Below are 18,018 nucleotides of genomic sequence, written 5' to 3'. Positions count from 1 at the left end.
CCGCTATGGCGAACTTCGTTCTCGTCGCAGGCGCACGGCTCGGGGCATGGGCGTGGACCGACGTGGTGCCGCACCTTGGCGCCGCCGGCCATGGCGTCTACCCGCTGACGCTGTCCGGGCTCGCCGAGAAGCAGGGCGTGGCGGCCGGGCAGCAGACCCACGTCCAGGACATCGTCGGCGAGATCGAAGGCCGGGATCTGCGCGATGTGGTCCTGGTGGGTCACAGCTACGCGGGCACCCCGGTCGGTCAGGCGGCCGAGCGGATCGGTGACCGACTGGCGCACGTGGTCTTCCTCGACTCCAGCGTGCCGGCGGACGGCGAGGCCTTCTTCTCGGACTGGCCGGACGGTGCGGCGATGCTCGCCGAGAACGGTGGGTTCTGGCCGCCCTCGCCGCCGACCCACTTCGCCGGTCACGGCCTGACCGATGAGCAGATCGCCCGAATCGTGGCCGGGGCGACGCCGCACCCGGGCGCCACCCTGACCGAGCCGGCGATCCTGAACCGGCCCCTTGGCGAGCTCCGGGCGACGTACATCCAATGCCTGCTGCCAGGCGATGAGCTGAGCGATGACGTGGCCAAGCTGCTGAGCAGCGAGACCTGGCGTCTGGTCACGATGGACACCGGTCACTGGCCGATGTTCAGCCAGCCGGGAGAGCTGGCGCGGATCTTCCTCGACGTGGCGGAGAAGCACTGACCTCGGCGCGAAGTCGACGCTGACGACCGAGCGCGCGCGGAGCCCGCTCCGCCTCGCTCTACGAGTGGCTGCGCCGCGAGGACACCCCGCGCGGCGCGGTGGTGTCAGACACGGAGGCGGCACGGCCGGAAACCCTGGTCGATGATCCTGGTCGACGTGCTGGCACCCGGTGCGGTGGGCCGCCCTGGCCGGCGCGCTCCGGCGTTGGCCACTCGAGCGTGGGACGGTCACCGGCGGCCGGGGCTGGGTCCTTGGCGCGGCGCTGAGCGTCTTCGGCGTCGTGGTGGTGCTGCTGACCCGCCGCAGGTCGCCGCGCCGCGGTTAGTGGCTCAGCGTCAGCGACTGGAACCGGTGGCCGCGGCCCGTGTCGACGGGGTGGAAGTCGACGATGTCGAACCCCGCATCCGTGGCGAAGCGGAGGAGCTGCTCGTCCGTGCGCGACGAGAAGAAGCGCGGCGGCACGTGCTCGTCGCTCTCGATCGGTCCTTCGTAGCTCTCGTGGCCGCCGTACACGCCGATGAACATCAGCCCGCCCGGGCGCAGGACCGTCCGGGTCGACGCGAGCACCGCGGGCAGGTCGTGGTTGGGCACGTGCAGCAGGCAGTTCAGCGCGTACACGGCATCGAACGAGCCGGCCGGAAACTCCAGCCGCAGGAAGTCCATGACGTGCGCCTCGATGCCCTTGGCCCGGCAGTGCTCCACCATCGCCGGCGAAAGGTCGGCCGCGACGACGGCGAGGCCCTCGTCCTGGAAGTAGGCGCTGTCCTGCCCGGTCCCGGCGCCGATCTCCAGCAGCCGCGCACCCGGCGCCAGCCGGTCCCGGAACGCCTGCCGCTCCTTGCGCTTCCAGGGCTCCTTGTCCAGCCCGTCACGCCAGGTCGCACGGGCGTCATAGGCCGCGCGTAAGGGACCGAGCACCTCGTCGTATCGAGCGGTCATGCCGATCATTATCGGGGATGCGTTGTCGGATCGGGGTGGTCGCGTTCGTAGCGATGGTGAGGCCGCCCGCACGGGGCGGCGCCGAGGCAGAGGAACCGAGATCGTGAAGCTGACGACCCAGACCCAGGTCACCATCGACGGCGTCATGCAAGGAAACGGCGGCGCGTCGGACGAGGACCGCAGGAATGGCTTCGACCGCGGCGGATGGGCGCTCGGGAGGGGCGACCACTCCACCACGACGTTCATCAACGAGACGTACCAGCGCGCCGACGCCTTCTTGTTCGGCCGCCGGACGTACGAGCTGTTCGCGAGCTCGTGGGGGTCGTTGACCGAACCTGACGTGCCTGGCTGGGAGCCGGTCATGCGGGCCTTGAACAACCGGCCGAAGTACGTGGCTTCGACCACGCTCACCGATCCGGCGTGGGAGGGCACCACGGTCCTGCCGGACGACGGTCTCGCCACCGCGATCGCGGACCTGAAGGCGAAGCCGGGCGGTGAGCTGCAGGTGCACGGCAGCGGCACGCTGATCCGCTGGCTGCTGGAGCACGACCTGGTCGACGAGCTGACGCTGATCGTCGTGCCTGTGGTGCTCGGCCAGGGCACGCGGCTGTTCCCGGACGCCGGCCCGGACCTCGCCCTCGACCTGATCGACTCGCGCGTCGACTCGAAGGGCGTGACGACCCAGGTCTTCCGCCCGGCCGGACGTCCGCAGTACGCACCTGCCCGATGACAGGTCACGCCGCTGGTGCCAGTAGCGGGCGTAGGTATCGGCCGCGGTCGCCCACCTTCAGGCGCTCGAGAACGTCGGGTGGGACGGGAAGTCGTGGATCATCGCTCCGCTGGATGCGCCGCGTCTTCGTACCCGGCGGCGCGAGGTCACCTGGACAGCCGGCGTCCGTGATCCGATACCGGTTGAGCCGGCACCCCTCTACGGTGTCGGGGATGGACGTCACCGACCGCATCGGCTGTTGGCTCGTCCCGGCGGGCGCGTTCTTCCGGGTGTGGGCGCCGCACGCGTCGCAGGTCCAGGTGGTTGTGCAGACCGCGGAGCGGTGGGACAGCGGCCGGTCAGGCACGGTCGGTGCGATGACCCGTACCAGCGGGTATTGGAGTGTGACCCTCCCCCGGGTGCGGCCCGGCGACCTGTATCGGTTCCGCATCACGACCGCCGGCGGCGAGGTCCTGGACCGGCTCGATCCCGCGGCCCGCGACGTGCTCAGCTCCGAGCTCACCCGCGACGACCCGGACAGCCACAACGCCTCGATCGTCTCGACCGCGGACGACTTCGACTGGGCGCCCTTCGAGCCGCCCCGGTTCGAGAACTTCGTCATCTACCAGTTGCACGTCGGCACGTTCGCCGGCCGCGGCGACGACCGCGCCAAGGAGTGGGCGACCTTCGCGGACGTGGAGCGCAAGTTCGGCTACGCGCGCGACCTCGGGTTCACCGCCGTGCAACCGCTGCCGGTCCAGGAGTACGCCATGGACCGCTCGTGGGGCTACAACCCCGCGAGCTTCTTCGCGCCCGAGTCGTCCTACGGCTCCCCCGCCGACCTGCGGCGCTTCGTCGACGCGGCACACCGCACCGGGCTCGCGGTGATCTTCGACGTCGTCCACAACCATTTCGGACACAGCGACAACGTCCTGTGGGACTACGACGGCTACCGCGAGAACGGCGGCATCTACGTCGAGGGCGGCCGACAGACGCCGTGGGGTCCGGGGCCGGCGTGGTGGAAGGAGGAGGTCCAGGACTTCTTCTACCGGAACGCCCGCATGTACCTGGAGGAGTACCACGCGGACGGCCTGCGCTTCGACGCGACCACCCAGATCGACGGCCAGCACCTGCGGCGGGTGGTCGAACGCCTCCGCGCGGAGTTCCCCGACCGATATCTGATCGCCGAGCACCTGCCAGACCATCCGTGGATCGTCAAGGAGGGCGGCTTCGACGCGACCTGGTGCGCCGACGCCCATCACGAGGCCCAGCGCGCGCTCGCGGGTCAGGATCCGGTGCGGAGGATCAAGGGCATTCTGGGCTGGGACGGGTACGACCACGCGTGGAACCTCGTCAAGTACCTGCTCGGCTCCCACGACGACATCGGCGACCAGCAGGAGGGCAACGCGGAGGACGGCCTGACCGACTGGGACCGCCGGCACCGCTACCTGATCGACCAGCTCGGCGGCCGCGACGACTGGACGGCCCGGGCCAAGTGCCGCGTCGCGTGGGCGTTGAACGCCACGATGCCCGGCACTCCGATGCTGTTCATGGGCTCGGAGTGCCTCCAGGCGGCGCCCCACGTGGCCTGGGGATACTGGCACGACGGCCATGACGGTCACGGCGACCACCGGTTCGACTGGTCGATCGCCGGCGACGCGCTCGGCGTGCAGCTGAGAAGGCTCGTCGGTGCGGCCAACCGGGTGCGGTTCGCGAACCCCGCGTTGCGCGCGGACTCCCTGGACATCACCCACGAGGACCACGACAACCAGGTGCTCGCCTTCGTACGCCAGTCCGGCGACAACGTCGTTCTGGTGGTCGTCAACCTCGGCGACGAGAGCTTCGGCGACCACGGGTACGGAGTGCGGACCGGCGACCGGGGCGGCCGCTGGACCCAGGTGCTGTGCACCCAGGACGCCGACTTCGGTGGCTGGGACGGCGCAGGCAACGCCTTCCACGACGCGTGGACCCAGCCGGACGGCCGGGTCTACGTCAACGTTCCGAAGTGGAGCGTCGTCGCCCTGCGCCGCGCCTAGTGCCGCGGCGGCGCGCGGCCGCGACCTGGCAGCCGCACGATCCGTTCGCCGCGACGCTGGCCGGACGGCATCAGCTGGTCGCCTGCTTGACGAGGGTGCTGATCCTCTCCTCCACCTCGGGCGTCACCTTGGACAGCGCGAAGCTGGCCGGCCACATCTCGCCGTCGTCGAGGTTCGCGTGGTCGCTGAAGCCCAGCGTCGCGTACCGCGCCTTGAACTTGTCCGCCGGTTGGAAGTGGCAGATCAACCTGCCGTTGAGCGTGTACGCGGGCATGCCGTACCAGAGCTTCGGCGCGATCGCCGGAACCGTGGCGGTGACGACGGCGTGGACCCGTTCGGCCATGACCCGGTCCGAGTCCCCCATCTCGGCGATCTTCGCGAGCACGTCGCGGGCAGCCTCCGCCGCCTTGTCCGCGGCCGAGCCGGCACGGGCCGCTTTCTTGAGCTCGTCGGCGTGGTCCTTCATCGCGGCTCGTTCGTCGGCCGTGAATCCCTGGTGCCTGGTGGCCATGGTCTCCCCCTGGCTGCGCATCATCGGCACGGTGCGTGCCGTTGGGGTCGAATGCTGCACGACCACGCCCGGCTTGTCAACGGCACGCTGCGTGCCGATAAGATGGTCGTCATGCCCCCCACGCCGAGGCGCCGAGGCGCCGCTCGCACCGACGAGCTGCTGCGGGCAACCCTTGACCTGGCGGCAGAGGTCGGCTACGGAGGGCTGAGCATCGAGGCGATCGGCCGGCGCGCCGGGGTCGGAAAACACACGATCTACCGGCGCTGGCCGTCGATGGCGGCGCTGCTGCTCGACGCGCTCAGCAGCGTCTGGACCAGCGACCTGGACTACGACGACACCGGAGACGTCCGCGCGGACCTGCGTGAGCAGTTCCTGCGCTCGAGCCACGTCCTGTCCAGCCCGCCGATCGGCCCCGCCTACCGCGCCCTCATCGCCGAGGCGCAGGGCGATCCGGCCCTGCGGGCGGCCATCCACGAGCGCTTCCTGGTCACCGTCGAGCAGAGCACCCTGCGTCGCATCACCGCGGCCCAGCAGGCCGGCGAGCTGACCCCCGGCGTCGACCTGGAGTTCGCGGCCGAGGTGCTGTGCGGCACGCTCTACTACCGCCACCTACTCTCCACCCGACCGGTGGGCGAGGAGGCGGTCGACGGACTCCTGGACATGTTCATGGCCGCGTACGCGATACGCGGCGCGGCGACGTGAGCCGCCACGCCGCGGGGGTCACGGGCTTACCCGGCCGCGTCGTACGCGTCGCGCAGTGCCTGGATGTCGATCTTTGTCATGGTCATCATCGCCTGGGCGACGCGGCCCGCCTTGTGCGGGTCGGGGTCGCTCATCAGCGTGCCGAGCGCGTCCGGGATCACCTGCCACGACAGCCCGTAGCGGTCCTTGAGCCAGCCGCACTGGCCCTTCTCGCCGCCTTCGGACAACCGCTCCCACAGCTCGTCGACCTCGGCCTGGTCGGCGCAGCTGACGTACAGCGAGACGGCTTCGGTGAACCTGAACTGCGGGCCGCCGTTGAGGCCGACGAACCGCTGGCCGTCGACCTCGAACGTCACGGTGATCGCGGGTCCGTCCGGTCCCATCCGCGCCACGTCGACGACGCGCGCGTTCTTGAAGACGGACACGTAGAACGCGGCGGCTTCCTCGGCCTGACCGTCGAACCAGAGATACGGTGTGATCTTCTGCATCGCGTGCTCCTGTCGGGTGTGCTGACTTCCGCGTCAACGCGTCGACCGAGCGGCCCGCGAATCGACACCTGACGCCAACGTATTTCGCCTCGAGGAGCACCGGGGTGAGGCAAGCAGCGTGGCGCGGCGGCTCGAGGGCCGCCGCGCCACAGGTGCGCTGTCAGGAGTCGCGGGTCAGCCGGTGCGGCAGGTCACCGTCGGCCAGGTCCAGTTGCCGTTGGCCATGATGGTCACACCGAAGTTGTTGCCGTTGCCGTTCGGGCGAGCCGTGATCGTGCCGGTCGTGCCGCTGACCGAGGCGTTCCAGCTGTTCTGCAGCGACTGGCCGCCGTTGAGGCCGAGCGAGACGATCCAGTTGCTCGTGCCGCTGACGGCGACGTTGAGGTTGAACCGGTCGCCGAACTGCTGGCCGGCCGACAGGGTCGCGGTGCAGTTGCCTCCGCCGCCGGGCGGCGGGGTGGTCGGGTTGCCGCCACCGCCACCGCTGCCTTCGCGGACCGTGATGTCGGAGCTTCCGCTGCTCTGGTAGCCCTCGGTGGCCATGATCTGATAGCTGTGGTTGCTGCCGAGCTGCAGGCCGGAGCGCGCCCAGGCGTCGAAGTGGTTCGCGGTGGTGATGGTGCCGCCCGTGCGCTTCTGCTGGCGCACGCTCCAGAACTGGTAGAACGTGGCCGTGCCGTCGATGGACGGCTGGTTGACCCGCTGGCTGCGGTAGATGTCGTACGTGCCGCCGTCGGTGGTCACCGAGCCCATCCGCTGGGCGCCGCTGCTCGGGTTGTAGGTGCCGAAGTTCTCGACGACGTAGTACTCGATCAGCGGGTTGCGCGTCCATCCGTACAGGGCGAGGTAGCTGTTGCCGCTCGGGTTGTAACTGCCCGAGTAGGTGATCGTCCGTCGGCTTCCGGTGGCCCAGCCCTTGCCGCCGACCCAGTTGTTCGTGCTGTTGTTCCAGCTGCTGGAGTACCGGCCGTCGGCGCGCAGCGTCATGCTGGCGCTGCCGCTGTCTTTCCAGAACGAGAAGAAGTACCCGTTGTGCGTGCCGGTGGTGTTGGAGCTGACGGTGCGGTCTGCCTCGGCGTAGGCGCTCGGCGCCAGCACGCCGACGCCGAGGCTGACCGCGAGCGCCGCGGCGGACGTGGCGCCGAGCAGCAGCCGGAGGCGGCCGCGTCTCCTCGGTTTGGTGGACGTGTCGTTCATGTCTCTGGCTTCCTCCTCGTGACGCTGGCGGGGGCCAGCAGCGGGCGCGACCCGACGGGTCGTCGTCGGCCAAAATCGACGACCGGAGGGCGATCGACGGTCATTGAGCCCCGTCGATGGCGACGCTAAGATTTCCGGTGCACGACTGTCAATGAGTTTCGGAAATGTTCCGGAAACCTGGCGCGCGCGTCGGTCTTCGCTACGAGAGGCAGGCACACCTGGCCAGCCCGGCCGCCAGGTGGATCTCGAGCGCGGCGATCGCGTCGGCGCTTCGACGGAGGTCCAGCCGCGCCCGCAGCAGAAGTTCCGGATTCGTTCCGGACCGGCCATCAGGCGTTTGCGCGCGGCCGCAACGGAAAGTCGGCGTGCGTGACGGACTTCCCGGCCCCTTCCGAGGGCATTCTGGCGACGTTGTTCATCACCGTGCGTAGCGTGGCGCGCTCTCGCGACTTCTACTCGCGCGTGCTGGGCGGCACCGTCGTCGTGGAGGAGAACCCGTGCATCGTCAAGCTGTCGAACACGTGGATTCTCATGAACCCCGGCGGCCCACCAACGCCCGACAAGCCAGGCATCACGGTTGCCGACTACGAGCCCGGCGACACGACCTCGATCTTCCTGAACCTGCGGGTCGCCGACGCCCAGGCCTGTTACGAGGACTGGAAGGCGAAGGGCGCGGAGTTCCTGACGCCGCCGATCGACCGCGTCGCGGAGATCCGCTGCTACATGCGTGACCCCGACGGCTACCTCATCGAGGTCGGCCAGGCGACCGGGTTGCTGCACGGCCAGCACGCGGCCAAGCGCCCGGAGGACCTACCGGGCTGACCATCAGGCCTGCTGTCGCGCGCCGGACGAACTATCGTTGACTTGTGGCAAATGTGTCACCGTCCGTGGATGAGCGCCTTGATGAGGAGTTTGTCCGGATTCTTCGGGACCGACGGCTCGAAAGCGTGTTCCAGCCGATCGTGCACCTGGCCAGCCGGGCCACGATCGGCTACGAGGCGTTGGTGCGCGGGCCGGCCGGATCGTCGTTCACCGACGCGCTGATGTTGCTGCGTCACGCGTACCACACCGATCTCGTCGTCGAGTTCGACTGGGCGGCCCGCGCGGCGGCGTGCCGGGCGGCCATGGCCGCGCAGCTCACCCACGACCAGCTGCTGTTCCTCAACATCGAGCCGTTGGCGTTCGGCACCGACTGCCCGCCCGACCTGTGGCCCGACATCAAGACGGCGTTCGAGCGGTTCCAGGTGGTGCTCGAGGTGACCGAACGGTCGCTGGACCGCGATCCCCGATCGCTGCTGGAGGGGATCGACCACCAGCGGCCGGACGTGGCCGGGATCGCCATGGACGACCTCGGCGGCAACGGTGCCACGCTGTCGATGCTGCCGGTCCTCGCGGCCGACGTGATCAAGCTCGACCAGTCGGTCACCCAGTCAGGACCGACGCCCGCGGTCATGCAGATCATGGACATCGCGTACGAGGAGGCGGAGCGCACGGGCGCGACGATCCTCGCCGAGGGCGTGGAGACGCCGGGCCACGCCGTCTTCGCCGAGTCCGTCGGGGCCGCCCTCGCGCAGGGCCTCTACCTGGGACCACCCGCGCCGCTGCCCACCGCCTTCCGGGCGGCGGAGGTGCCCCTGAGCGTCAACTCGGAGCAGATCGCCAGGCTCGCCACGCCGTTCGACGCGCTCGAAGGGCGGACGACGAGCCGCGCCGACCTGACGTACGTCACCGCGCTCAGCCACCACCTCACCGAGCGCGCGGCGGAACTGGTCGCCCCGGCGCTGTCGCTGCTGCTGCTGCCCGACCCGCACCTGCTGACCCGAGCCGACCGCATCCGGCTGGCCCTGCAGGCCCAGCGCGGCGTCGTCACGGGTGTCCTCGGGCCGGGCATGCCGGATCCACCCGCGGCGGGGGTACGCGGAGCCCGCCGCCACGACCACGCGCTCGACGGCCACTGGGCCACGCTGACCCTGAGCCCCGGCACGGCGTCGGCGCTGCTGGCGCGGCAGGTGCCGGGCAGCGTCGACGAGTACGAGTTCGGAGTCACCCACGACCGCCGCCGGGTGGTCGCCGCGGCCCGCTCGCTGTTGCGCCGGCTCGGCGCCGGGTCCCCGTAGGTCAGCACCGATATCGGCCTCTTTCACCCGTCCAAAGTGGTACGAACAGGGCAGAGCCTTGTACCGGAGGGTGGATATGACGAACTCGCATGTCGCCGCCGCTGTTCCGGGTGTCGACGGCGACTGGTACCGCGACGTCGTCCAGTTCGCCGACGGCACCCCGGCGTCGGTGCACGTGTTCATGGCGCACTTCACCGAGCTCGGCATCCTCGTGCTGGCGGTGTTGTGGGCGCTCGTCTTCTGGCGTACGCGCCGCGCACCCGACCGCACGATGGCCGCCGCGTTGGTCGGTGGCGTCGGCGTGGTCGTCTCGTACGGGATCAGCGAGTCGACGAAGACCTTCCTGGACGCCGAACGTCCCTGCCGAACCTTCTCCGACCTGCGGATCATCGCGCACCGCTGCCCGCCGCCGGGTGACTGGTCGTTTCCCAGCAATCATGCGACCCTGGCGGGCGCGTTGGTGGCCGCGATCGTCGCGGTGTCGTGGCGGCTCGGTCTGCTGGCGCTGCCGATCGGGCTCCTGGTCGCGTTCTCCCGGGTCTTCGTCGGCGTGCACTACCCGCACGACGTGGCGGCCGGATTCGTGATCGGCGTCGTGGTCACCGCCGTGTTGGTGACGTTCCTGACGCGCCCGGCCACCAGGGTGATCGGGTCGATGCGGGACCGCCCGGTGCTGAGCAGACTGCTCGGCGCGGAGCCGCGGCACGTCGTCAGTTGACCTCGGCCGGGCGGCGTGGTGAGCGCACGAGGAACCAACCGGCCAGGCCACCGATCGGGACGATGAGCCAGCACGAAAGCACGCGGTAGCTGAGGACCGCGGCAGCGGCGCTGGCCGGAACGGCGCCCGCGGCGGTCAGGCCCGCGGTCAACGCGAGCTCGACGACCCCGATGCCACCAGGGGTCAACGGCACCTGGCGTACGACCTGGACACTGAGGTAGACCGCGGTCAGCGTCGCCGGACCGATCGGCAACGCGAACGCCTGCGCCACGGCGAGGAAGCACAGCAGGTCGGTGACCCATTTGGCGATGGACCACAGCAGCGCGACGGTCCAGTCGGTCGCGGTCACCGCGGTCGCCGCATGCCACGTCGAGCGCAGCCAGTTCAGGGCGATCAGCGCGTACCGGCGTGCTCTGCCGGCCTCCTCGGCCCTTGTCGGTGCCCTGCCCCAGCGACGGCGGCCGACCCCGATCACCCCCGCGAGGACGGCGACCAGGACCGCGACGACGATCAAGGGCCGCCAGTTGAACGACTCCCCCGCGCCGCCCCAGCTCGCCGCGCCGACGTACACGGCGACGATTCCGCCGATCGACGCCAGCCCGGAGATGACCATGACGGCCGCGGCCACCTCGGGTGGCGCGCCGGCCCGCTGGTAGCGGCGGACCGCGAACGCCGCCGAGACCGCCGGGCCGGCCGGCAGGCTGATGGACATCGCGGTGCTGGCCAGGACGATCGCGACGGTGTGCCGGCGGCTGAGTCGCGCGCCCAGGGCGGACAACAGGCCGTGCTGTTGCAACGAGAACGCGCTCAGTGACGCGGCTTGCAACGCCGCGGCGACGAGGATCCAGCGCGGGTCGACGGTGGCGATCGCGTGGCGGGTGTCGGCCCACGTGGGGAGGCGACCGTGCAGACCCAGCACAGCCAGGCCGGCCACGACACCGACGGCGACGATCACCCGCACCGACCGCGACCACCACGACCGCGTGGCTCTCTCCTCTGACAGCACGACGGCATCCGGCACGGTCGCCCATCCTGCCAGCGCCGGCCGTCGGGGCGTTTGAGGTGCGCCGCGTCGGTGACTAGAGACTCAACCACGCGGTTCTCGGAGGCCGGATGACGACGCGGACGACCGCACCGCCGGTCAGGACGACACGGCACGGTTGGCCGGCCGCGTTCGTGCTCGCGGGCGCGATGTTCCTGGTGCTCTTCGACAGCCTGGCGGTGGCGACCGCGCTGCCGGCCATCGGCGCCGAGTTCGGCATCGGGCCGGCGCGGTTGCAGTGGGTCATCACCCTCTACTCGCTGACCATCGGCGGCTTCCTCGTGCTGGGCGGCCGGCTGTGCGACCTGGCCGGCCGCCGCCGGTTGATCGTGGGAAGCCTCGTCCTGACCGGCGTCGGGCTGCTGTCGGCCGGGGTCGCACCGAGCCTGGTGGTCCTGTTGACGGGCCGGGTGCTCCAGGGTCTGGGCGCCGCGTTCGCGATCCCGGCGACGCTCGCCGCGGCCGGCACGCTGTTCCCGGACGAGCCGTGGCGCAGCCGGGTCTTCGCCATCGTGGCGGCCGCGGCGAACACCGCCGGCATGGCCGGCGCTGTCGGAGGCGGCCTGATCACCTCATATCTCGGGTGGCGCTGGGTCTTCCTCGTCGTGCCGGTCGCGGCGGTCGCCGCGGTCGCGGCCCTGCTCGCGTTGCCGGCCGACGAGCGTCCCGACGGTCGACGGGAACGGCTGGACCTGGTCGGAGCGGTGCTGGTCACCGGCGGCCTCATCACGCTGATCTACGGCGCCAGCACGATCGGTGAGCACGGGCCGCGCGCGTCCGCGGTCGTACCGACCGTGGTCGGGCTGCTGATGGTGACCGCGTTCGTCGGCTGGGAACGCCGCGTACCCTGGCCGCTGGTCAAGGCGTCGGTCGTGCGGTCGCGGCGGCTGATCGGCAGCTGTGTGGCCTTCGCGGCCCATTCCGCGGCGTACGCGGCCGTCGTGGTGATCGGAAGCCTTCAGCTGCAGGACATCTACGGGCTCTCGGCGGCGCAGGCCGGTCTGGTGATGGCGCCGGTGCTGCTCGGCGCCCTCGCGAGCGCGGCGCTCGCGAGCAGCCTCGTGCGACGCTACGGAGCCCGCCGGGTCGTGGCGTGGGCACTTCTGCTGGGCGCGGCCGCGCTGGCGGTGGTGGCACTGCGCTCCGGCGGTCCGCTCGGCACGCTCGTGGTGTGGCTGGCCGTCTGGGGCCTGACCGCGGGACCGATCTACGTCGGACTGACCCGCGAGTGCGTCGGCGACGCCGCGCCCGAGGACCGCGGGATGGCGTCGGCGCTGTTCGAGTCGACCACCCATGTCGGTGGCGCCGTCTCCATCGCCGTCTACCTGACCATGGTCGGCCTGGGTGCCGACTACAGCACCACGCAGCTCCTCGGCGCCGGCGTCGCCGGGCTCGCGGTGGTTACGACCCTGGCCATCATGCCCGGCCGCGCCACCGGTCGGCGGCGCGGACGTCCGGAAAGCTCCTAGCAGATCGCGCGTTCGCCTGCGCCACGAACCCAGACGCCTACGATCGGGAGGATGGGGCCACAGGCCCCGTGGGGCCGGGTTTCGCTGCCGAACTGGCAAAAAGGTATGGACAAGCGCCTTGACCCGAGGACGCCCCCTCGCGACACATGAGCCGGCGCGTCATCTGCGGTAGAGGCGGAAGCTACCCGCTCGACCTCCAAGGAGCTCATCGCAGATTAGGAGAGCCTCGTGGCTGTCAGGACCGAAGCGCCATCGCGCACAGCAGAGATCCGGCCACTCGAGATCGATTTCCCCGACGCGGACCTCGAGGATCTGCGCGCCCGCATCAGTGCCACGCGATGGCCAGAGAAGGAGACCGTCGACGACGACACGCAGGGCGTGCCCCTCGGCCTCATGCAGGACCTCGCCCGCTACTGGGAGGCCGACTACGACTGGCGGCCGTGCGAGGCGCGGCTGAACGCGCTGCCGAACTTCGTCACCGAGATCGACGGGCTCGACATCCACTTCATCCACGTCCGCTCCAAGCACGAGGACGCTCTCCCGCTGGTCGTCTGCCACGGCTGGCCGGGTTCGATCGTCGAACAGCTGAAGATCATCGGCCCCCTGACAGATCCGACGGCGTACGGCGGGAGCGCGTCGGACGCCTTCCACGTCGTGATCCCGTCCATGCCGGGATACGGGTTCTCCGGCAAGCCGACCTCGACCGGCTGGGACCCCGTGCACATCGGCAAGGCCTACGTCGAGCTGATGATGCGCCTCGGCTACACCCGCTTCGGGGCTCAGGGCGGCGACTGGGGTGCGATCGTCGTCGACGCGCTGGCCGGCGGCCGCGCCGACCCGTTGGTCGCCGAGCCACCGCCGCAGGGGCTGGTCGGCATCCACACCAACATGCCGGGCGCGGTCCCGCCGGACCTGTTCGCCGCGTCGTTCGCCGGTGCTCCCGCGCCGGACGGTCTCTCCGACGAGCAGCGGGCCACGTACGAGCAGCTGCTCGGCTTCTTCGGACCGCATGTGGCGTACGGGCTGATCATGGGGACGCGTCCGCAGACGCTCTACGGCCTTGCGGACTCGCCGATCGACCTCGCCGCGTTCATGCTCGACCACGGAGACGGCAGCGGCCAGCCCGGGCTGGTGCAGCAGGTCCTCGAGGACCGGCTGGAGCGGCCGAGCGACCTGACCCGCGACGACATCCTCGACAACATCACGCTGTTCTGGCTGACCAACACCGGGGTTTCCTCGGCACGTCTGTACTGGGAGAGCAAGCTGCCGTTCTTCGCCACCAAGGGCGTGCGGGTGCCGGTCGGCGTCAGCATCTTCCCCGACGAGATCTACCGGGTGCCGCGCAGCTGGGCCGAGCTGGCCTACCCCAACCTCGTCAACTACCAACAGCACGACAGGGGCGGCCACTTCGCCGCGTGGGAGCAGCCGCAGCTCCTCTCGGAGGACGTCCGCACCACGTTCCGATCGCTACGGTGAGCGATTGTCCGCGTACGCACTGCGCCGTCCGTCAGCCGGCGAACCCGGGCGGCGCGGGTCGCTCTTCGGAGATCGGCGGGTCGGTCGGCACGAGGACACGGTGGACGCCGATTCTCGTACCCGCCGGTCCGCTCTCGATGGTCAGTTCGTCGCTGGTCTGCTGAGCCAGCCACAGGCCCATGCCTCCGGACGGTGACGGCCGAGGAGCCGGGCCGCCGTCGAGGTAGGAGGCGGGGTCGAACCCTTGACCGTGGTCGGAGACCTCGCAGAGGAGGTCGCCGCCGTGCCAGAGCCGCAGCTCGCCGCCCCCACCGCCGTGGCGTACCGCATTGGTCATGATCTCGTTGACGGCGACGACGAAGTCGTCGAGCTCGTCGCGGGTCAGGTGGTACCGGCCCGCCATCGTCATCACGATGTGCCTGACGGTGACCAACGTGGCCGCGTCGAACCCGACGGCGAGCAGCAGCGCATAGTCAGCTCGACGCCGGTCGTGGGTCACAGCACTCCAAAACTCGATGACCAGGGGTTTAACCACCTGGGACGCGGCGAAACGTCCGTCACCGAGACGATCTTGGCTGGCTGCGATCATCGGGCGTTGCCGTAGGCGAGGAGGAAGTCCGCCGCGGGGACGGCGAACGCGGCGGCGACGACCGCGAGCCGTGGGATCGACGGTCGCCGGGACACGACGGCGTAGACCCCGACCAGCAGTGGCGCCGCGACGGTCTGGAGCAGCCACGAGTCGCGCTCGACGAACACGTCGAGGTGGCAGCAGGCCAGCCAGAGCGCGTTGGCCGCGACCCACGAGACGAGGCCCGCGTGATAGCACGCCGGCACGCTCCACCGCACGGCGGTCGTCGTGTAGCCGGCGGCCCGGTCGGCGGCGTGGTCGATCACGGTCGTGGGCAGGTACAGCGCGGCGGCGACGAGCAGGCCGAGGGCGACCAGGACGGGCGGGTAGTCGAGGACCGGGCGGTGCAGGGACCATCCGCCGAGGGGGCCGAGCACCCCGACCGCGACGGCGTTGACGGCCACGTCCGCACCGGGGCGGGTCTTCAGCCGGACCGGCGGGACGCTGTAGAGCCAGCCGAGCAGGAGCACGACCACCGTGCCTACGAGGAACGTGGGTCCCGCGACGGTCGCCACCACGACGGCTGCGACGGCGGACCAGCGGGCGCAGCGATACAGGTCAGCCGGGGTGAGCTGACCGGTCACCAGCGGAGCGGTGGCCTTGCGCGGGTTGCGTCGGTCGCTGGGCAGGTCGTGCAGGTCGTTGAGGGCGAACACCCAGGTCCACAGCAGCGGACCGAGCACGAGGACGGCGGCGACACTTGCCGGCACGGCGCCGCGGGTGGGCGACCAGTCGCCGGTGGCCATCACCGCGCCGAAGACCGCGCCCGCCAGGCCGAGCGGCCAGAACCACGGCCGGGTCAGCCGCAGGACGGCCCACCCGCGCCCGACCTTCCTGTGTGGACCGGCTTCGGACGGGGCGGCGCCTGACGTCGCCGTGACAGCGATTGCCATGCGATCGACGCTAGGTGGCCGAGGCGGGTCCGAACTCACCTCCGCGAGCCATCCCGCTCCCCCGTGCGAGGGAGATCGGTCAGACCCCCGGCGGCCGGTCCGGGACGAGCAGCGTGGCGATCTCCTTGCCCGGTGAGAGCGCGTTGTCGGTGTTCGCGTTGGACTTCGGGCCCAGTGTCACGTACGCGATGACCAGCGTCTGTGTCTTCGTGTCGTAGTACACGACCCCGTCGTAGCCCGCGTAGGCCGGGTTCATGAAGAACCAGTCGCCGTCGTGCGCCACCCCGTAGGCGAAGAACTTGGTGTCCGTGAGGCCCGCCAGCCCGGCGGTCGACGGCGCCATCATCTCCTCGTGCTGCTGCGGAGTCAGGAGCCGGCCGTCGGCGAGCGCCCGGATCCAGGTGGCGATGTCGGCCACGGTGGTCGTCATATTTCCACTGTGGAGGAACGCGGTGGGGTTCCAGAAGGTCGAGTCCTCGAAGACGCCGCGTTCGTTGGTGTACGCGTGCAGGAACGGCTCGCTGATCCGCGAGGTGAGCACGACCTCGCTCTCACGCATGCCCAGCGGCTCGAGGATCCGCTCCCGCAGCAGGTCGGCGAGCGGCTCGCCGGTCGCCCTCTCCAGCACGTCACCCAGCAGGACCAGATCGCTGTGGGCGTACGCGAAGCTGGTCCCCGGCGCGAACAGCGGCGGACGCTCGTTGGCGAGGGCGAGCAGCTGCTCGCTGGTGAACCCGGTGAAGGGGTTCGCGTAGAACTGCTGCAGGAAGGTGGGGTTCGTCACGTAGTCCGACACGCCGGACGTGCTGCTGGCGAGCATTCTGGGCGTGATCGTGTCAGCCCGGGGGAAGTCGGGCAGCCACTTGGCGATCGGCTCGTCCTGGCTGAGCACACCTTCGCCGTCGAGTTGCAGCAGCACGGTGGAGAGCATCGGCTCCATCGGCTGCCCGATCCGCACGAGCATGTCGGCGGTCGCCGGCAGGCCGATCGGCGAGTCGCCCGCCGCGCCCAGGGCGATCACCTCGTCGCCGCGCCACACTCCGTACACGGCGCCGGTGAGGTCCCGCTCTTTCATCTTCCGCGCGACGATATCGGCGATCTTCTGGCTGTCCGGATCGCCGGCCGGCGCCGCCGGGCCGCCGTCGCCGGCGCCCACTGTCGCGACGCGGTGGTCTCCGGCGGTGACCAGCCCCAGCGCGAGGACGGCGAGAAGGATCGCGGACGGCCAACGTCGACTCGCAACACTCATGGACAGCCGCCCTTGCAGGAGAGACGGTGAACCCTGGTTTCGTGAACGTACCTCGCATCTGTCGGCTGTGATCCGATTTCGGGGGTATTCGACCCCCAGGGCTCAGGGACGCACGCTTGTCGTCTCCAACACGGCGGTGAGCGCTGACGCGGTGATGTTCCGTCCTGAGACGACCGCGACGACCGGGGCTTCCGACGGAACGAGGCCGGCCAGCACGGCGGCGACGGCCACCGCGCCGGATCCCTCCGCGACGATGCCCCGGTCGAACGCGAGATGGCGTACGCCATGCCGGATCTGCTCTTCCGTGACCGAGACCAGTTCGTCGACGTGGCGGGCGACCAGGTCGACGGTGACGGAGCCGGGCTCGATGTTGCCGGCCATCCCGTCGGCCAGCGTCGGTCCGACATCGACCGTGACCTGGCGCCCTGCTGCCACGGCCGCGGACAAGGCCCGTGACCCGGCGGCCTCGACGCCGACGATCCGCACCCCGGGCTGCCTGGCTGCCCACAGGCCGAGGCCGGAGGCCAAGCCGCCGCCGCCGACCCCGCAGACCACGGTCACGGGGCCGGGCATCTGGGTGGCCAGTTCGAAACCGATGCTCGCCTGGCCGGCGATGACGGCGGGGTCGTTGTACGCAGACACGTAGTGCGCCCCCTCCTCGGCCAGGCGAAGCGCGTGCCGCTCGGCGTTGTCGAACGAGGTGCCGACCTGGACCAGGCGGACGCCGAGCGCGCGCAACGCGGCAACCTTGGCGGGCGAAGCGGTCTCGGCCGTGACGATAGTGGCCGTGTGCCCGAGGCGCCGCGCCGCCCATGCGATGCCGAGTCCGTGGTTGCCCGCGGAGGCGGTGACGACAGGGGTGTCGAGCGCCAGCGTGGACAGTGCGGCCAACGCGCCGCGTACCTTGAAGGACCCCGTCGGTTGGAGACTTTCGAGCTTGAGTGCCGGCCCGGCGCCTTCCGGGTCCAGGAGCGGGGTCGGCGGCAGCGTCGCGTTGACGACGGTCCAGGCGAGTTCGAGGTCAGCCCACGTGGGCGCCACGACGGGGCGCGAGGTCATGGGTCAGCTTCTCCTCGATCGGCCGGAGGGTCAACGCCGGGCTTGCTACCGGCTTCGTGCCGTGGCCGCTCCCCGGAAGGCGCCGAACAC

Annotated in this window: 19 protein-coding genes; 10 read left to right on the top strand and 9 right to left on the bottom strand. The window is 70.6% G+C overall.

The genetic code is table 11. The annotated features are described in order from the left end of the window. The first annotated feature begins 5 nt into the window (after positions 1–5). Together AB0J88_RS07410 and AB0J88_RS07405 are read left to right on the top strand one after the other, a co-directional pair. Entirely contained in the window at positions 6–695 is a 690-nt protein-coding gene (locus tag AB0J88_RS07410; RefSeq protein ID WP_364347478.1) for an alpha/beta fold hydrolase, read from the top strand. A gap of 169 nt (positions 696–864) precedes the next feature. Further along, positions 865–1,020, top strand: coding sequence for a hypothetical protein (locus AB0J88_RS07405; protein ID WP_364347481.1), 156 nt, complete (start codon positions 865–867; stop codon positions 1,018–1,020). Here the strand turns inward: AB0J88_RS07405 and AB0J88_RS07400 are convergent. After that, positions 1,017–1,634 (bottom strand): class I SAM-dependent methyltransferase, encoded by a 618-nt coding sequence (locus AB0J88_RS07400; RefSeq protein WP_364347484.1) that lies wholly within the window; start codon positions 1,632–1,634, stop codon positions 1,017–1,019. The two genes, AB0J88_RS07405 and AB0J88_RS07400, sit on opposite strands and share 4 nt — an antisense overlap. A gap of 103 nt (positions 1,635–1,737) precedes the next feature. Between AB0J88_RS07400 and AB0J88_RS07395 the strand changes: the two genes are divergently transcribed. Together AB0J88_RS07395 and AB0J88_RS07390 are read left to right on the top strand one after the other, a co-directional pair. Further along, complete coding sequence (locus tag AB0J88_RS07395; protein ID WP_364347487.1) at positions 1,738–2,364, top strand: dihydrofolate reductase family protein; 627 nt, start codon at positions 1,738–1,740, stop codon at positions 2,362–2,364. Positions 2,365–2,576: 212 nt separating this feature from the next. Further along, positions 2,577–4,379, top strand: coding sequence for an alpha-amylase family glycosyl hydrolase (locus AB0J88_RS07390; RefSeq protein ID WP_364347490.1), 1,803 nt, complete (start codon positions 2,577–2,579; stop codon positions 4,377–4,379). A gap of 70 nt (positions 4,380–4,449) precedes the next feature. Here the strand turns inward: AB0J88_RS07390 and AB0J88_RS07385 are convergent, their stop codons facing one another. After that, positions 4,450–4,890, bottom strand: coding sequence for a DUF1801 domain-containing protein (locus tag AB0J88_RS07385; protein ID WP_364347493.1), 441 nt, complete (start codon positions 4,888–4,890; stop codon positions 4,450–4,452). Positions 4,891–5,001: 111 nt separating this feature from the next. On the opposite strand from AB0J88_RS07385, the gene AB0J88_RS07380 reads away from it, so the two are divergent. Beyond that, positions 5,002–5,592, top strand: a complete 591-nt coding sequence (locus AB0J88_RS07380; protein ID WP_364347496.1) for a TetR/AcrR family transcriptional regulator — start codon at positions 5,002–5,004, stop codon at positions 5,590–5,592. Positions 5,593–5,618: 26 nt separating this feature from the next. Here AB0J88_RS07380 and AB0J88_RS07375 read toward each other — a convergent pair whose 3' ends face one another. Both AB0J88_RS07375 and AB0J88_RS07370 read right to left on the bottom strand, forming a co-directional pair. Then, positions 5,619–6,080, bottom strand: a complete 462-nt coding sequence (locus AB0J88_RS07375; protein WP_364347497.1) for a VOC family protein — start codon at positions 6,078–6,080, stop codon at positions 5,619–5,621. Positions 6,081–6,254: 174 nt separating this feature from the next. Next, a complete protein-coding gene (locus AB0J88_RS07370) occupies positions 6,255–7,277 on the bottom strand; it encodes a glycoside hydrolase family 11 protein (RefSeq protein WP_364362104.1) in 1,023 nt (340 codons plus the stop codon). A gap of 369 nt (positions 7,278–7,646) precedes the next feature. Here AB0J88_RS07370 and AB0J88_RS07365 point away from each other — a divergent pair, with 369 nt between their 5' ends. The 3 genes from AB0J88_RS07365 to AB0J88_RS07355 all read left to right on the top strand — a co-directional run bounded on the left by AB0J88_RS07365 (position 7,647) and on the right by AB0J88_RS07355 (position 10,112). After that, positions 7,647–8,099: a VOC family protein gene (locus tag AB0J88_RS07365; protein ID WP_364362105.1), complete on the top strand. Its 453-nt coding sequence runs from the start codon at positions 7,647–7,649 to the stop codon at positions 8,097–8,099. Positions 8,100–8,143: 44 nt separating this feature from the next. Further along, the gene (locus tag AB0J88_RS07360; protein ID WP_364737830.1) at positions 8,144–9,394 is read left to right on the top strand and encodes an EAL domain-containing protein; all 1,251 of its coding nucleotides are present in this window, start codon (positions 8,144–8,146) and stop codon (positions 9,392–9,394) included. A gap of 76 nt (positions 9,395–9,470) precedes the next feature. Beyond that, the gene (locus AB0J88_RS07355) at positions 9,471–10,112 is read left to right on the top strand and encodes a phosphatase PAP2 family protein (protein ID WP_364362107.1); all 642 of its coding nucleotides are present in this window, start codon (positions 9,471–9,473) and stop codon (positions 10,110–10,112) included. Here AB0J88_RS07355 and AB0J88_RS07350 read toward each other — a convergent pair. Then, positions 10,105–11,133 carry a YbhN family protein gene (locus AB0J88_RS07350; protein ID WP_364362108.1) on the bottom strand — a complete coding sequence of 343 codons (1,029 nt, stop codon included), beginning with the start codon at positions 11,131–11,133 and terminating at the stop codon, positions 10,105–10,107. The two genes, AB0J88_RS07355 and AB0J88_RS07350, sit on opposite strands and share 8 nt — an antisense overlap. Positions 11,134–11,225: 92 nt before the next feature. On the opposite strand from AB0J88_RS07350, the gene AB0J88_RS07345 reads away from it, so the two are divergent. After that, positions 11,226–12,623, top strand: coding sequence for an MFS transporter (locus tag AB0J88_RS07345; RefSeq protein ID WP_364362109.1), 1,398 nt, complete (start codon positions 11,226–11,228; stop codon positions 12,621–12,623). A 228-nt stretch (positions 12,624–12,851) separates the two neighbouring features. After that, positions 12,852–14,099 (top strand): epoxide hydrolase, encoded by a 1,248-nt coding sequence (locus AB0J88_RS07340; protein ID WP_364362110.1) that lies wholly within the window; start codon positions 12,852–12,854, stop codon positions 14,097–14,099. A 31-nt stretch (positions 14,100–14,130) separates the two neighbouring features. Here the strand turns inward: AB0J88_RS07340 and AB0J88_RS07335 are convergent, their stop codons facing one another. The 4 genes from AB0J88_RS07335 to AB0J88_RS07320 all read right to left on the bottom strand — a co-directional run bounded on the left by AB0J88_RS07335 (position 14,131) and on the right by AB0J88_RS07320 (position 17,928). After that, positions 14,131–14,598 (bottom strand): ATP-binding protein, encoded by a 468-nt coding sequence (locus AB0J88_RS07335; protein WP_364362111.1) that lies wholly within the window; start codon positions 14,596–14,598, stop codon positions 14,131–14,133. A gap of 86 nt (positions 14,599–14,684) precedes the next feature. After that, positions 14,685–15,620, bottom strand: a complete 936-nt coding sequence (locus AB0J88_RS07330) for a UbiA family prenyltransferase (protein ID WP_364362112.1) — start codon at positions 15,618–15,620, stop codon at positions 14,685–14,687. 79 nt (positions 15,621–15,699) lie between these two features. Continuing rightward, complete coding sequence (locus AB0J88_RS07325; protein ID WP_364362113.1) at positions 15,700–16,869, bottom strand: serine hydrolase domain-containing protein; 1,170 nt, start codon at positions 16,867–16,869, stop codon at positions 15,700–15,702. Between the two features lie 102 nt (positions 16,870–16,971). Next, positions 16,972–17,928 (bottom strand): pyridoxal-phosphate dependent enzyme, encoded by a 957-nt coding sequence (locus AB0J88_RS07320; RefSeq protein WP_364362114.1) that lies wholly within the window; start codon positions 17,926–17,928, stop codon positions 16,972–16,974. Between the last annotated feature and the right edge of the window lie 90 nt (positions 17,929–18,018).

Source organism: Asanoa sp. NPDC049475, assembly GCF_040676915.1.
GTDB lineage: Bacteria > Actinomycetota > Actinomycetes > Mycobacteriales > Micromonosporaceae > Asanoa.
The sequence above is the reverse complement of the archived record's forward strand: the minus strand, read 5'-3'. Positions and strand labels throughout refer to the sequence as shown.